General features: G+C 73.5%; 14 protein-coding genes. 4 read left to right on the top strand and 10 right to left on the bottom strand.

Features of this window, described 5'->3' with window-relative positions:
• The first annotated feature begins 19 nt into the window (after positions 1-19).
• A complete protein-coding gene (locus tag ACIQE0_RS15985; RefSeq protein WP_366338153.1) occupies positions 20-955 on the top strand; it encodes a heavy metal transporter in 936 nt (311 codons plus the stop codon).
• A gap of 318 nt (positions 956-1,273) precedes the next feature.
• Positions 1,274-1,732: an ATP-binding protein gene (locus ACIQE0_RS15980; protein WP_366338151.1), complete on the top strand. Its 459-nt coding sequence runs from the start codon at positions 1,274-1,276 to the stop codon at positions 1,730-1,732.
• An 88-nt stretch (positions 1,733-1,820) separates the two neighbouring features.
• Here the strand turns inward: ACIQE0_RS15980 and dapC are convergent, their stop codons facing one another.
• Together dapC and fdxA are read right to left on the bottom strand one after the other, a co-directional pair.
• Positions 1,821-2,948 (bottom strand): succinyldiaminopimelate transaminase, encoded by a 1,128-nt coding sequence (dapC, locus tag ACIQE0_RS15975; protein WP_402332388.1) that lies wholly within the window; start codon positions 2,946-2,948, stop codon positions 1,821-1,823.
• Positions 2,949-3,156: 208 nt separating this feature from the next.
• Positions 3,157-3,483 carry a ferredoxin gene (gene fdxA / locus ACIQE0_RS15970; RefSeq protein ID WP_016573354.1) on the bottom strand — a complete coding sequence of 109 codons (327 nt, stop codon included), beginning with the start codon at positions 3,481-3,483 and terminating at the stop codon, positions 3,157-3,159.
• Positions 3,484-3,625: 142 nt separating this feature from the next.
• On the opposite strand from fdxA, the gene ACIQE0_RS15965 reads away from it, so the two are divergent.
• Positions 3,626-4,663, top strand: coding sequence for a GNAT family N-acetyltransferase (locus ACIQE0_RS15965; RefSeq protein WP_402332385.1), 1,038 nt, complete (start codon positions 3,626-3,628; stop codon positions 4,661-4,663).
• Between the two features lie 17 nt (positions 4,664-4,680).
• On the top strand, positions 4,681-5,661 hold the full coding sequence (locus tag ACIQE0_RS15960; RefSeq protein ID WP_402332382.1) for a tetratricopeptide repeat protein: 981 nt from the start codon (positions 4,681-4,683) through the stop codon (positions 5,659-5,661).
• 68 nt (positions 5,662-5,729) lie between these two features.
• Here the strand turns inward: ACIQE0_RS15960 and ACIQE0_RS15955 are convergent, their stop codons facing one another.
• From ACIQE0_RS15955 to ACIQE0_RS15920, 8 genes are all read right to left on the bottom strand, one after another.
• A complete protein-coding gene (locus ACIQE0_RS15955; RefSeq protein WP_366338143.1) occupies positions 5,730-6,335 on the bottom strand; it encodes a response regulator transcription factor in 606 nt (201 codons plus the stop codon).
• A gap of 84 nt (positions 6,336-6,419) precedes the next feature.
• Positions 6,420-7,685, bottom strand: coding sequence for a sensor histidine kinase (locus ACIQE0_RS15950; protein WP_402332378.1), 1,266 nt, complete (start codon positions 7,683-7,685; stop codon positions 6,420-6,422).
• Positions 7,682-8,419 (bottom strand): ABC transporter permease, encoded by a 738-nt coding sequence (locus ACIQE0_RS15945; protein WP_402332375.1) that lies wholly within the window; start codon positions 8,417-8,419, stop codon positions 7,682-7,684. The genes ACIQE0_RS15950 and ACIQE0_RS15945 overlap by 4 nt, the downstream gene beginning before the upstream one ends.
• Positions 8,416-9,387 carry an ABC transporter ATP-binding protein gene (locus ACIQE0_RS15940; protein ID WP_402332372.1) on the bottom strand — a complete coding sequence of 324 codons (972 nt, stop codon included), beginning with the start codon at positions 9,385-9,387 and terminating at the stop codon, positions 8,416-8,418. Before ACIQE0_RS15940 ends, ACIQE0_RS15945 begins: the two co-directional genes overlap by 4 nt.
• A 174-nt stretch (positions 9,388-9,561) precedes the next feature.
• Positions 9,562-11,469 carry a hypothetical protein gene (locus tag ACIQE0_RS15935; RefSeq protein WP_402332369.1) on the bottom strand — a complete coding sequence of 636 codons (1,908 nt, stop codon included), beginning with the start codon at positions 11,467-11,469 and terminating at the stop codon, positions 9,562-9,564.
• Positions 11,470-11,960: 491 nt separating this feature from the next.
• Positions 11,961-12,470: a DUF6113 family protein gene (locus ACIQE0_RS15930; protein WP_402332367.1), complete on the bottom strand. Its 510-nt coding sequence runs from the start codon at positions 12,468-12,470 to the stop codon at positions 11,961-11,963.
• Positions 12,467-13,432, bottom strand: a complete 966-nt coding sequence (gene mshB / locus ACIQE0_RS15925) for an N-acetyl-1-D-myo-inositol-2-amino-2-deoxy-alpha-D-glucopyranoside deacetylase (protein WP_402332364.1) — start codon at positions 13,430-13,432, stop codon at positions 12,467-12,469. The genes ACIQE0_RS15930 and mshB overlap by 4 nt, the downstream gene beginning before the upstream one ends.
• A 147-nt stretch (positions 13,433-13,579) precedes the next feature.
• Positions 13,580-13,774, bottom strand: coding sequence for a hypothetical protein (locus ACIQE0_RS15920; protein ID WP_366338129.1), 195 nt, complete (start codon positions 13,772-13,774; stop codon positions 13,580-13,582).
• Positions 13,775-13,809 lie beyond the last annotated feature (35 nt).

Genomic DNA, 13,809 nt, shown 5'->3' with positions numbered 1-13,809 from the left:
CTCCGGTACGTTGTGCTGCGTGTCCGCACAGCCCGTTTCCCCTGTCCGTCGCACCCGTCTGTGGCGCACCGCCGCAGCCCTCGCCGTCCTCCTCGGGGTGGTCGCCTACCTCCTGGTGCAGTACCTCACCAGCGGCCCCGGGGCGCCGCACTGCACGGTGCGCGTCCAGGGCGACGGGGATCCCTACGAGCTCACGCCCGAGCAGGCCGCGAACGCCGCGACGATCTCCGCGGTGGCGGCCTCGCGCGGGCTGCCGGAGCGGGCGGTGACGATCGCGCTGGCGACCTCGATGCAGGAGTCCGGGCTGCGCAACATCAATTTCGGCGACCGGGATTCGGTCGGGCTTTTCCAGCAGCGGCCGTCCCAGGACTGGGGCACCGTGAAAGAGATCATGGATCCGGTCTATTCGGCCGGGGAGTTCTACCGCCATCTGGTGAAAGTTCCGGGCTATTCCCGGCTGCCGTTGACCGTCGCCGCGCAGAAGGTGCAGCGCAGCGGCTATCCGCAGGCGTACGCCAAGCACGAGGCGAATGCCGCGCTGCTCACCGGGGCGCTGACCGGCCGGAGCGGGGACGTGCTGAGCTGCACGGTGAGCCACCCCGTGGACAGCGCGGGGGCGGACGGCGCGGCGAAGGTCCGGGAGCGGCTGGTGCGGGAGTTCGGGCCCGAGGTGCTGCCGCGGCCGGCCGGCGGCAGCGGGCGGAGCGCGACGTCGGGGCGCAGCGTGACGGTGCCGGTGCAGCCGGACGGGTACCGCACGGCGGTCGAGGGCGACACCGTGCAGCGCGGCTGGCAGCTGGCGAACTGGGCGCTGGCGCACGCCGGCGACCTGCACATCGAGCAGATCTCCTACGCCGGGCGGACGTGGACGGCGTCCGACTCGGGCAAGGGCTGGCAGGGCTCGGCGACGTCCGGGGGCCCGGCCGACTCGGTCCGCATCGTCACCGCGCAGTAGCCCCGCGGGCGGATACCGCGGACGGGCACTGCGGGCGGGGTCGGCAATTCCCTTTTCCCGCCCGGAATCTCATCCGACCGCGGCCGCACTCCCGGTCAATTCCCTTGCGTTTTACGGTCGGTGACGTTTTCGGCACACCTTCGGCGCGCATGCACATGACCGCTCTTCGGCGGGGCCGATTATGTGACACATTGTCAATTCTTTACCGGAGTTCACCGCAACCTTCGGACGGCTGACGCGGTAATCAGGACGTCCGTCCGCCCTGCGGACATGGCACACCTGTCAGAAGTACGAGTCCTTCTCCGTAAAAGGAGCACCATGTCCCTCCCCGTTACGCGTCGGATCGCCCGGGCCGCCCTGCTGGTCGCCGCGGGCGCCGCTCCCGTGGTCGCCGCGGCCGGATCCGCGCACGCCGTGGACCTGCCCCCCAAAGGCGAGCTGGGCGGACTGACCACCCTGGACTCCGCGAACACCGGCAAGACCCTGGACAACACCGCCCGGACCGGCGTCGGCCTGGTCAACGAGGCCGGCAGCCAGGCCGCGCAGACCCTCGCGCCCGCGCTGGTGAAGAGCCTCGGCCCGGTCGTCGAGAAGGCCGCGCCGCTCACCCAGGAGACCGCCCACAAGGCCGAGGACGTGGCCCGGCCGGTCGTGAAGCGGGGCGTCTCGACCAACACGCTGGCCACCGACGTGGTCAAGGGCCTGATCGGCTCGCCCACGGGACTGCTCAAGCCGGCCGCCGGGCTGCTCGGCGGACTGCCGCTCGGCGGCCGGTGAGCCACCGGACTTCCGTACACCGCGCAACGGCGCGGGGGCCCGGGGAGGCGCACTCCCCGGGCCCCCGCGCGTTCAGCGCGTCACCGGCTCAGCCGGCCAGCCGGCGCACCGCGGCCGCCACCCGCTCGTCGGTGGCGGTGAAGGCGATCCGGACGAAGCGCTCGCCCGCGGTGCCGTAGAAGTCGCCGGGAGCGACCAGGATGCCGCGCTCGGCCAGGGCGCCGACGGTGTCCCAGCAGGGCTCGTCGCGGGTCGCCCAGAGGTAGAGCGACGCCTCGCTGTGCTCGATGCGGAAGCCCGCGGCCTCGAAGGCGGTGCGCAGCGCGGCCCGGCGGCGGGCGTAGCGCTCACGCTGCTCGGCGACGTGGGCGGTGTCGCCCAGCGCCACGACGGTGGCCGCCTGGACCGGCGCGGCCATCATCATCCCGCCGTGCTTGCGGATCTGGAGCAGATCGCCCAGGACCGCGGCGTCGCCCAGCGCGAAAGCGGAGCGGTAGCCGGCGAGGTTGGAGCGCTTGGAGAGCGAGTGGACGGCGACGATGCCCTCGTAGGAGCCGCCGCAGACGTCCGGGTGCAGGACGGAGACCGGCTCGGCCTCCCAGCCCAGTTCGAGGTAGCACTCGTCGCTGACGATCAGCACGCCGTGCTCGCGCGCCCAGGCCACGGTGCGGCGCAGCTCGTCGACGGTGAGCACCCGGCCGGTGGGGTTGGACGGGGAGTTGAGCCAGAGCAGCTTCAGGCCGGCCGGGTCGAGCGCCGTGGGCTCGTCGTAGACGACCGGCTCGGCGCCGGCGAGGCGGGCGCCGACCTCGTAGGTGGGGTAGGCCAGCCGCGGGTAGGCGACCTTGTCGCCGGCGCCGAGGCCCAGCTGGGTCGGCAGCCAGGCGACGAGTTCCTTGGAGCCGACGACCGGGAGCACGTTGGTGTGCGCGAGGTCGGGGGCGCCGAGGCGGTCGGCGCCCCAGCCGGTGAGCGCGTCCCGGAGCGCCGGGGTGCCCCACACCGTCGGATAGCCCGGGCTGTCGGCCGCGTCGGTGAGCGCCCGCTGGACCAGCGCGGGCACCGGGTCGACCGGGGTGCCGACGGAGAGGTCGACGATGCCGTCGGCGTGGGCGGCGGCGGTCGCCTTGTACGGCTCCAGGCGGTCCCAGGGGAAGTCGGGCAGGCGGTCGCGGAGCGATGTGCCTACGGGCTGGCGGGAGGAGACTGCGCCCACGGTGCTCTCTTTCTCGTACGGGCCTTCTCGCGGGGCGGCGCGGGGGACGTCGGCGCGCGAAAACGCCTCGGTCCCGTACAGCCTGCTGGCCGTACGGGACCGGAAGGCGCCGTACGGCCTGCCCCAGCTCATGCCGGGGCCGCCCCCAGCGGCCTCGGAGGTGCGGGAGAGCGGGCCGGCTCCCCTCCGCCCCTCCGGGCGGTGTTCGTCAGTGGTCCTGGTTCTGCGGCGGCAGCGCGGCGATGAACGGGTGGTCGCGCTCGATCAGACCGAGCTTGCTGGCACCACCCGGGGAACCGAGCTCGTCGAAGAACTCCACGTTCGCCTTGTAGTAGTCCTTCCACTCCTCCGGAGTGTCGTCCTCGTAGAAGATCGCCTCAACCGGGCAGACCGGCTCACAGGCACCACAGTCGACGCATTCGTCCGGGTGGATGTACAAGGACCGAGAGCCCTCGTAGATGCAGTCGACGGGGCACTCCTCGATGCATGCCTTGTCCTTGACGTCGACACAAGGCTGCGCGATGACGTAGGTCACGCTGTCGTTCCTCCTCGGTAGGGCCGGCGGACCGATCGGCGGTACCGCCGCTGGGCGCGCGGGAGCGCGGCGTCGTCGATGCCCGCCACCTAGTATCTCCGTTCCCGGTCACGAGACGAACAAGAGGGGCGGTTAAAGATCGATGGAATTCCTCGCCGGCGGTCGCGCGGAGGTCCGGATCACCCATGCTGACGTGGGCAAAAGGGTATCCGTCCGGCGCCTCACCGGGGCCCGGAGCGGCGAAGGGGCGTTCACGGACGCGGTGGGCGTGCTCACATCATGGGACGACGGTGTGCTGAGCATCACACGCAGCAGCGGCGAATGCGTGCGGATCGAGGAGTCCTCGCTGGTAGCGGGCAAGGTCGTGCCCGCGGCGCCGGCCCGCCGGAGGGGTCCGGCGGCCACGGTGCGCGAGCTCCAGCAGGTCGCGGCGCGCAGCTGGCCGGCCATCGAGACAGAGCGTCTCGGGGAATGGGAACTGCGCGCCTCCGGGGGCTTCACGCGGCGTGCCAATTCCGTGCTGCCGCTCGGCGACCCGGGCGTCCCGTTGGACGAGGCGCTGACCCTGGCCACCCGGTGGTACGCCGACCGCGGGCTGCCCGCCCTGATCACCGTCGCCACCGGACGGGCCGACGCCAACGAGCAGCTGGCCGCCGAACTGGCAGCCCGCGGCTGGCGCGACGAGGCGCACACCTCCGTGCGGACCGCGGCGCTGGCACCGCTCGCGGACACCGGCTCCCCGCAGAAGGGGCCCGAAGGAACCTCACGGGTGCTGCTGTCCCGGCAGCCGGACGCCGGCTGGCTGGCGCTCTACAACCGGGCCGGCGGCACCGCCACCGACGCGGCGCTGGCGGTGCTGACCGGCGGCCCCTCGGTGTGGTTCGCGCAGGTGGCGGCGCCGGACGGCGGCACCGCGGCGATCGGGCGGCTGGCCGTCGACGGGCGCTGGGCGGGCTTCGCGGCCGTGGAGACCGCGCCCGCGCGGCGGCGCGCGGGACTGGCGACACTGGTGATGGCGGCGCTCGCCGAGCGGGCCCTCGATGAGGGCGCCTCGGCGGCGTACCTCCAGGTCGAGGCGGACAACGCCGGCGCGCTGGCGCTGTACGACGGGCTCGGGTTCACCGAGCACCACGGCTATCACTACCGGCGCGGCCCGGCCGGCGGCGCTGCCGGAGTCTGAAGGGGTATCCGTCCGATATGGGTGAGCGAGCGGAGCGCGGCGGGGAGCCGGAGCGGGACGCGGCGCGCGAGGAGCGGCGGCAGCGGTTCGCGGCGGCGGCCCGCGAGGAGCGGCCCGACCTCGCCCTGCTGTGCCTGCTGATCGGCGCCGAGGCCGATCCGTCCCTGGACGAGGCCGGTATCGACGCGGCACAGATCGAACTGGACCGACTGGCCGGCCTGCTGCCGTACTCGCCCGCCCGTCGCCCAGCCACCGCCCCGGCCGGAAGCGCTGCGCGCTGCCCCTCCGACAGCGGCCCCGGCGCCTGGGCCCGGAACCTCGCCGAGCTGCTGGGCACCCGGCACGGCTTCCGGGGCTCGCCCGCCGACTACCGGCGGCTCGCGTCGTCGTTGCTGCACGAGGTGCTGCGGCGGCGCCACGGCCTGCCGATCTTGTTGTCGGTGGTCTGGATGGAGGTCGCCCGGCGGGCCGGGGCGCCGGTCTACGGGGTGGCGCTGCCGGGCCACTTCGTCGTCGGCCTGGGGCACCCCGCCGGTCCGGATGTCGCAGCGGCCCAGGGGGCCTCGCCGGGGAGCGGTGGTCGGGCGAGGGGCGGGCATGTGCTGGTCGACCCGTTCGAGGGCGGGCGGCTGCTCACCGACCAGGACGCGGCGACGATCGTCGCGGGGGCCACCGGCGAGGCGCTGACCCCGGGGATGCTGACCCCGGCCGGCCCGCTGGAGATCGTCCAGCGGATCCTCAACAACATCCGGGCCTGGGCGCAGGCCCGCCCGGAGCACAGCGCGGTCCAGCTGTGGGCGCTGGACCTGTCGCTGCTGCTGCCCAGCCATCCGGCGCGGCTGCGCCACGAGCGCGCCCGGCTCCTCGTGCAGCGGGGCGAATTCCTGGCCGGGGCGGCCGAGTTGGAGGAGTACGCGCGGGTACTGGAACCGGTCCAGCCGACCGCCGCAACCGCGCTGCGCCAGGAGGCGGGGGCGGCCCGGGCCCGGCTCAACTGAGGGGCGGGGACGGGGCGTCGCGAAGGGGCGGTGGCGGGGTGGTCCTCAGGGCCGGCCCCGCCCCCTTGTCAGAGCCAGCCCTTGTCGCGGGCGGTGCGGACCGCCTCGGCGCGGTTGCGGGCGCCGGTCTTCTGGATGGCGAGCGAGAGGTAGTTGCGGACCGTGCCCTGGGACAGGTGCAGGGCGGCGGCGATCTCGGCGTTGGTGGAGCCGTCGGCGGCGGCCCGGAGCACCTCGCGCTCGCGCTCGGTCAGCGGGCTGGCGCCGTCGGCCAGCGCGGCGGCCGCCAGTACCGGGTCGATGACCCGCTCGCCGCGCAGCACCCGGCGCACCGCGTCCGCGAGTTGGGCCGCGGGGGCGTCCTTGACCAGGAAGGCCTCCGCGCCTGCCTCCATGGCGCGGCGCAGATAGCCGGGGCGGCCGAAGGTGGTGAGGATGACGACCTTCACGCCGGGCAGTTCGTCGCGCAGCAGGGCCGCGGCGTCCAGTCCGGTCATCCCCGGCATCTCGATGTCCAGCAGGGCGACGTCGACCTCGTGTGCCCTGGCCTGGGCGAGGACCTCGTCTCCGCGCGCCGCCTGGGCGACGACCTCCAGGTCGTCCTCCAGGGACAGCAGCGCCGCCAGCGCCTCCCGGACCATCGACTGGTCCTCTGCCAGCAGCAATCTGATCATGCGCGCCAGCTTACGGGCCGCCGCGGCGCCGGCGGCCGGGAGCCGGCGCCGCGGACACCGGGGCGGACGCGGCGGAACGGGGCCTCACGCCGGGCCATTGACCGGCTCCGGAGAGGTGTCCGGCACCGGTATCGGACCGTCCGGGGACGCGGCCGGGGCGCGCATCGGGACATAGGCCCGCAGGACGAAGCCGCCGGCCCCGGGGGCCTGGCCGGTGTCCAGCCGGCCGTCGGTCAGTGCCAGCCGCTCGCGCAGGCCGACGAGGCCGTTGCCGTCGTGCTGGGCGCGGGGCGGGCCGGCGCCGTCGTCGATCACGGTCAGGCAGAGGTAGCGGCGTTCGTCGGCCTCCCACTCCTCGGTGAGCAGCAGTTCGCAGCGGCGGGCGCCGCTGTGCCGGACGACGTTGGTGACCGCCTCGCGCAGCGCCCAGGCCAGCGCGCCTTCGGTGTCGGCGGTCAGCCCGCGGTGCTCCTGCTCCAGCGCGGGGTCGACGGTGAGCGTGAGGCCGGCGGTGCGCAACGCGACGCGGGCGCCGGCCAGTTCGACGGCCAGGCGGGGGCGGCGGTAGCCGGTGACCGCCTCCCGGACGTCGACCAGGGCCTGGCGGCTGACCCGTTCGATGTCGGCGACCTGCCGGGCGGCGTCCTCGGGGCGGTCGGGCAGCATCCGCCCGGCCAGCTCGCTCTTGAGCGTGATCAGCGAGAGCGAGTGGCCCAGGAGGTCGTGCAGATCGCGGGCGAGCCGCAGGCGCTCCTCGTTGGCGGCGAGGCGGGCGACCTCCTCCCGGGCGGCGCGCAGTTCCTGGGTCGTACGGATCAGGTTCTGCACGCCGACCATCACGAAGCCGCTGCCGAACGCGGGCAGTGCGTAGGCGAAGAGGTAGTAGTTGCGTATCTCCGGATAGCGGGCGCCGACGGCGATCACCACGACGGTGACGAGCGGGATGACCCAGCGGGAGCGCTGCCAGGGCAGCACCACCGCGGAGGCCACGCTGGTGAAGATGAACAGCACCAGCCAGGAGAAGCCCAGCGTCCACGTCAGGGCGACGGACAGCGCCAGCATCACGGCCAGCGGGATGTACCGGAGGTGGTGCGGCGGCTTTTCCAGCACATGGCGGAAGAGCAGGACGATGTAGGCGAGGACGAAGAGCGTGAGGCCGACGACGCCCCAGATCCGCTGGACGGTGCTGAAGCCGTGGCTGGTCAACTCGCCCACCGGGCCGGCGAGGTAGAACAGCCAGACGACGATCCACATCGTCTTGCTCAGGGCCTGGCGGCGGCTGCGCGGCCGCTGCCCGATCAGCACCGGGTTCCGGTCGTCGGGCTCGCTCATCGCCTTCACCGGTCTCATGCCTTCCGAGTGTCCTTGCGGTACAGCCAGGCCGCGCCGCCCACGAAGAGGACGAGGTAGCCCAACAGGATGCCCATGTCCTTGACATGGGGTGCGCCGCCGGCCTCGACGGCGGTGCCCAGCGCCGCGTAGGCGTGCGTCGGCAGCCATTCGGAGATGTTCTGCACCCACTGCGGCATCAGCGTCATCGGCATCCACAGGCCGCCGAGGAGGGCCAGCCCGAAGAAGCAGAGCATGGAGATCGGGCGGACCGAGTCGCCGCTGGCCAGATAGCCGATGGCGACGCCCAGGGCGGCGAAGACGAAGCTGCCGAGCCAGGTGCCGACGGCGATGGCGAACCACTGCCAGGCTTCGAGGCGGACGCCCTTGACGACCGCCGCGGCGATCAGGACCAGCAGGATCGAGGGCAGGCTGACCGTCGCCGCCGCGGCTATCTTGGCGGCGACATAGCCCCGGCCGGGCAGTGCGGTCAGGCGGAGCTGGCGCACCCAGCCCTGCTCGCGCTCCTTGGCGATGCGCTCGCTGTTGCCGAGGAGGACGGCGGTCATGGCGCCGAACGCGGACATCGAGACCATGTAGTAGAGCCCCACGTCGAGGCGCATCCCGGGGAGCGGCTTGCCGTCCCCGGTGCCCGCGACGATCAGGTAGAGCGCCGTCGGGTAGATCACCGAGAAGAACAGGAACTTCTTGTTCCGCAGCGCGCGGAGGATCTCAAGCTTGATCAGAGTGGTCATCGGGCCGCCTCCTCGGCGGTGGTGATGGCGATGAACGCCTGCTCCAGGCCGAGGCCGGAGACTTCGAGGTTGCGCGGGTAGAGGCCGAGGCCGTAGAGGGCGTGCACGGTCGCGTCGGCGTCCTGCGACTGGATGCGGACGGTGCGTGCGGAGCCGGTGGCGGGGCCGCTGTGGGACACCGTCAGGGAGGTGAGGTGCGGCAGGCCCTCCAGCGCGCCGCGGTCGGCCAGTTCGTCGAGGTCGAAGGTGATCCGGCGGGCGCCGGCCCGGGCCTTGATCTCGGCGGAGGTGCCGTCGGCCAGCACCCGGCCGCGGTGCAGCACGATGACCCGGTCGGCGATCTCGTCGGCCTCTTCGAGGTAGTGCGTGGCGAAGAGGACCGTGCGGCCGGCCTCGGCCTGGCGGCGCATGGCGCCCCAGAAGGTCTGCCGGGAGGAGACGTCCATGCCGGTGGTGGGCTCGTCGAGGACGATCAGGTCGTTGGCGCCGGCGGTGGCGAGGGCGAAGCGCACCCGCTGCTCCTGGCCGCCGGAGAGCTTGCCGATCACCTGGTCGGCGATCTCCGTGATCCCGGCGGTGGCCATGATCTCGTCCACGGCATAGCCCCGGGGGTGCAGATCGCGGGCGAGCTGGACCAGCTCCCGGACCTTGACGCCGTCCATCAGGCCGCCGCTCTGGAGCATCGCGCCGACCCTGCCCTGCTGTATGGCGCGCTGGGGGGTGGTGCCGAAGAGGGACACCGAGCCGGCGTCGGGGGTGCGCAGGCCGAGGAGGAGATCGAGGGTGGAGGACTTGCCCGCGCCGTTGGGGCCGAGGAGGGCGACGGTCTCGCCGGGGTGCAGCTCCAGGTGGAGGTCGGCCACCGCGCGCACCGCGCCGTAACTCTTGCTGACCCCCTGGAAGCTGACCACCGGCGTCCCGTCCGCGTCCGGCGCGGTGGTGGGTGTGGTGGCAGCTGTTGTCGTCATGGCAAGTAGCTTCCTGGATCGGCGAACGGAGGGGCAGTGTCAGGTGTCCGCAATGCGGCATGACATCTGTCATGGGTGAGGCCCCCTAGGGGGAATCCCGGAGGACTCTCTCTAGGGGGCCTCTGACCTGCTCTTTCCGCAGTGTACGGCGGCCGGGAAGCGCGGAGTGCGCCGTCAGCTGCCGTCGGTGGCGATGGTCTGGACGCGCTCGGCGGGGGTCGTTCCGATCAGTGCCTTGCCCACCGCGCCGGCCACCTCCTCGACGCTGACCGGGTGCTTGGTGCCGTCGCCCTTGGTCACCTGGACGCCGTCGAAGGTGGTCCCGTAGAGCTCCTTGAGCGCCGGCCGGTCGTAGAAGGGCACCAGCTGACCGTCCACGATCTTGAACGACAGGAACTTCGGGATGGACTTCTGCGGGCTGAAGGAGACCGCGTGCTGCGTGTCCGTCCGGACCGTGATCAGCCCGGACATCGCCGGCTCGGCGAACTGCTTGAGCGCCTTGTCCACCGCGGCCTTGCCGACCTTGGGCTGCTGGGTGGTGGTGGCGAGCGCCACGGGGGCCTCGCTGCCGGTGCTGAAACGGCCGAGGTAGGCGTCGGTGATCTTGCTCTCGGCGGCCGCGGCGTCGAGCGCCTTGTGGGCGGTGCCGTAGTGCGGCACCGCCTTGCCGTTCTCGAACGTGATCCCGCCGTCCGCGGCGGCGCCCGCCGGGCCGGCCACGTTCTCCAGCGCGACCGCCAGCTTCTCCTTGTCGCTGATCACCGCAGGCTGGGCGGTGCGCTTGACGCCGAAGAGCGAGCCGACGACGGAGACCGGGTTGTAGTCCCGGCCGGCCGCGTTGCGGACCGTCGCCTGGAGGTCGATGTCCAGGCCCGCCCGGGCGGGCAGCAGGCTCTCGGACGTGCCGTCGATGCTGATCTTGAGCGGTGCGGTGCGGCGGTCCTTGAGGGCGGTCTCCAGCGTCTTGACCGCGTCGTCCTTGGAACTGCCGCCGATCTCCACCCCGAGCGCGGTGGTGTTGTTCGGCACGTCGGCGTGGTCGAGCAGCAGCCCGGCACCGTAGGCGACGCCCGCCAGGACGACCACGGCGACGCCGATGAGGACCAGCTTGTTGCGGCCCTTCTTGGGCGGGTTGATCGGCTCGGGGATCTTGGGCCGCGGCTTGGCGGCGGCGCTCTCCTTGCCGCTGCCGGGTGCCTTGGCGAACGGGGTGGCGGCCGCCGGACCGTCCTTCCCGGGGACCTTGGGGATCCCGCCGACCAGGGTGTCGCCGGACCCCCGGCCACCGGGACCGCCGCTCTTCGGGCCGCCCTTGGGACCGGGCTTGGGGCCCTTGCCCAGTTGGGGGCCGCCCACGCCGCCCGCGATGCCGCCGGGGACGCCGAGGCCGCCACCGGCCCCGGCCGGGGGCTGCGGGGTGAGCTCGGCGGTGTCGTCGCCCATCCGGCCCGCGGCGCCCGGGGCGGCGACGGGGTCGCTGAAGCCGGGCGGGAGGTCGAGCGCCGAGTCGCCGCGCGCCGGGCCGGCCGTCGCGCCGCTGGGGCGCTTCGGGGCGTCGAACGGGCTGTGCTCGCGGGCGGGCTCCGCCGGGGCGTCGAACGGCGAGGTGCCGCGCGGACCGCCGTCGAACGGCGACGCCGCGCCGCTGGGACCGCCGCCGAAGGGCGACGGGGCGGTCAGCGGGTCGCTCTCGTCGCGCGCACCGGCGTGGCCGGAGGCGCCGCCGAAGGGCGTGCCGCCGCTCTGCGGGGCGGGCCCGGAGGCCGTCGCCGGGGCGTCCGAGAAGTACGGGAGGTCCGGGCGCTGCGCGGACGCGCCGCCCGCCGTCGCCTCGGGCGGCGCCGGCACCGGGTGGGTGCCGGTGGTCGACGACTTGCCGGCCTGCCCCTGCGCCTTGCGCGGCGAGAACCAGTCGCTGGTGGTCTTCTCCTTCGGGGCGGCGGGGGGCTCCTCCGCCACCGCCTCCGGTCGCGGCGTCTCCGCCGTCCGCTCGGCGGTCCGCTCACCGCCGGAGGCCGGACGGGACGTCCCCTGGGAACCGGACGAGCCGGCGGAACCGCCGGGTGCAGCCGATGCGTTCATGCCGGACTCCTCACCGACGGGCTTGCGCACGACGACCGGCGGGATGGGGCGGGACCCCGGAATGTTGATCTTGATCCGCGTCGTCAGCGTGGTCTCGGTCTTGGGCTCCTCCGGCCGATCCGCGGCTCCGGACACCGGCGCCTCGCCGGCCTCTCCCCTGGACGAGCCGTACGGCGGTGTCCCCGACGGGTACACGGCTCCGCCACGGCCCCGAGGGCCGGAGGACGAACTGTCAGATTCACGACTCAAAGCAGGTTCTCCCAGTTGGCTCCGCCGCTCGTCAGAGATGATCCCCCGGCTTCGGGGCCGGGTGGGGAGCCTCCAGCGTCAGCTGGAGGGGCGCCCCCAGGGCGGCGCGGCGGCGCGCACCACCATACTGTCCGCCGTCGACCGGCACCCCGGGTGCACGGTAAGACCGCCGCACCGGCCGCGGCTTGGGCACCTCGGCCGGCCGCCCGTGCACATGCGCCGTCCGTCCTGGTATGGACGCGTCATCCGCCAACTCGGCCATGGGGCACGGCCGTAGTGCGCAACTGGTGCGCGGTGGCGCAGATCACAGCAATGACGAGGCCGCCCAACAGGAACGCGTACGAGCCGAGCCCCGGTCCGAAGAGGAAGTCGCCCTCCGGCCGGACGTCGCTGAGCAGCAGGAACACCGTCACCAACCAGGCCGCGCCGGGCACCAGCACCCCGCTCGCGGTCCCGGTGGCCTTGGCGCCCCCGTAGAAGAGGCCGCCGGTTCCGGCCAGTGCCAGCAGCAACCCGCCGGGGAACCAGGCGGCTTGGACGAGCGTGCCGGCGAGCGCGACCAGCACACCGGTGACCAGCAGCAGGACGTAGGTGCCCACCCGGCCCGGCGACAGCGGCGCGCCCGCGGCGGGCCCGGTCGGCGGCGCCGCGGGGGTACCGCCGCCGGCCGCGCCCGAGCCGCCGGACGCCCGGGTCCGCTGCCCCTTGTCCGCCCCGGCACCCTCGTTGCCGGCGCCCTTCGACGTCGTCATTCCGCCGCCTCCTCCCGTGGGGTGCGCTCCGACGCACCCGTCGAACCAGCCGACTCCGCGATCCCCGCGAAGAGATCGTCCTCACGTTCCCCGTCGGACGCACCGGGCGTCCCGTGTGCCAGCCGGTAGTGCTCGGTGCCGAACAGCGGCTGGCCCAGGTGGTTGGAGAGCGCGAAGAACGCCCCGTCGACCACGATCTGCGTCACATGTGCGCGCATCGCAGCGGCCTTCGCCGCCGCGTATCCGCCCGCGCCGTCGATCACGGCGGTGACCTCGTCGTCCGGCACCACGCCGGGGATCTCGTCCACCGCCGCGACCCCGGCGAAACCGTGGTCGGCCGCGCGTACCGCGGCGAGGCCGGCCTCGACCTCCGGGCGGGGGTTGCAGTTCCAGTAAATCTTTTCGATCGCATACGCGCTGCCGAGCTCCGGGCGGAAGTCCGCCCGCGCGGCCAGCTCCGCGGCCCGCATCGCAACGCGGTGGGCCTGGATGTGATCGGGGTGGCCGTATCCGCCGTTCGGGTCATAGGTGACCAGGACCTGGGGGCGGACCTCCCGGACGACGGCCACCAGATGGGCCGCCGCCTCGTCCACGGGCGCCTGCCAGAAGCAGTCCGGCCGCTCGTTCTGGGGCGCACCCATCATCCCGGAGTCCCGGTAGCGGCCGGGGCCGCCGAGGAAGCGGTGGTCGGCGACGGAGAGCGCGGCCATCGCCTCGGCCAGCTCGCGCACGCGGTACGGGCCGAGGGTGTCGTCGCGGTCCGGCGCCAGGTGGGCGAGCTCGGGCGGGATGACCTCGCCCTCCTCGCCGCGGGTGCAGGTCACCAGCGTGACCTGCGCGCCCTCGGCCGCGTACTTGGCCATGGTGGCGCCGTTGTTGATCGACTCGTCGTCCGGGTGCGCATGCACCAGGAGGAGGCGACGGGAGGCGTCGCTGCGCCGCGCGGGCGGGTGGGAGGTCATGCCGACAAGCCTACGAGCCGCCCACTGCGCCCCGGGCAGCCGCTCGGGGCGACCGCGACGGGGCCCGCCGGACGAGCCTCAGGGCCTGTCGTCACACCCCCGTCATCGGGAGGGCGATGACAGACCCCGGGTGCGCCGGAGAACGGCTCAGAACCTGATGCCGCCGATCATGCCCGCGACGTTGGTCGTCAGGCTCTTGATCGTCGGAGCGATGGACGAGCTGGCCAGATAGAAGCCGAGCAGCATACAGACGAATGCGTGCACCGCCTTCAGCCCGGACTTCTTGATCAACAAGAAGACGATGATCGCCAGCAGCACCACCGCCGAAATCGAGAGTGCCACGGCGGCTCACCTCCAAGTACACACGGTCCGGACAG

This window comes from Streptomyces sp. NPDC093097 (assembly GCF_044754325.1).
GTDB lineage: Bacteria > Actinomycetota > Actinomycetes > Streptomycetales > Streptomycetaceae > Streptomyces.
The sequence above is the reverse complement of the archived record's forward strand: the minus strand, read 5'-3'. Positions and strand labels throughout refer to the sequence as shown.

Bases quoted from the DNA above. Each gene is read 5' to 3' on its own strand.
- ACIQE0_RS15980 (WP_366338151.1), top strand. From the start codon at position 1,274: ATGTCCCTCCCCGTTACGCGTCGGATCGCCCGGGCCGCCCTGCTGGTC.
- ACIQE0_RS15965 (WP_402332385.1), top strand. From the start codon at position 3,626: ATGGAATTCCTCGCCGGCGGTCGCGCGGAGGTCCGGATCACCCATGCT.
- ACIQE0_RS15960 (WP_402332382.1), top strand. From the start codon at position 4,681: ATGGGTGAGCGAGCGGAGCGCGGCGGGGAGCCGGAGCGGGACGCGGCG.
- ACIQE0_RS15955 (WP_366338143.1), bottom strand. From the start codon at position 6,335: ATGATCAGATTGCTGCTGGCAGAGGACCAGTCGATGGTCCGGGAGGCG.
- ACIQE0_RS15950 (WP_402332378.1), bottom strand. From the start codon at position 7,685: ATGAGACCGGTGAAGGCGATGAGCGAGCCCGACGACCGGAACCCGGTG.
- ACIQE0_RS15945 (WP_402332375.1), bottom strand. From the start codon at position 8,419: ATGACCACTCTGATCAAGCTTGAGATCCTCCGCGCGCTGCGGAACAAG.
- ACIQE0_RS15940 (WP_402332372.1), bottom strand. From the start codon at position 9,387: ATGACGACAACAGCTGCCACCACACCCACCACCGCGCCGGACGCGGAC.
- ACIQE0_RS15935 (WP_402332369.1), bottom strand. From the start codon at position 11,469: ATGAACGCATCGGCTGCACCCGGCGGTTCCGCCGGCTCGTCCGGTTCC.
- ACIQE0_RS15930 (WP_402332367.1), bottom strand. From the start codon at position 12,470: ATGACGACGTCGAAGGGCGCCGGCAACGAGGGTGCCGGGGCGGACAAG.
- mshB (WP_402332364.1), bottom strand. From the start codon at position 13,432: ATGACCTCCCACCCGCCCGCGCGGCGCAGCGACGCCTCCCGTCGCCTC.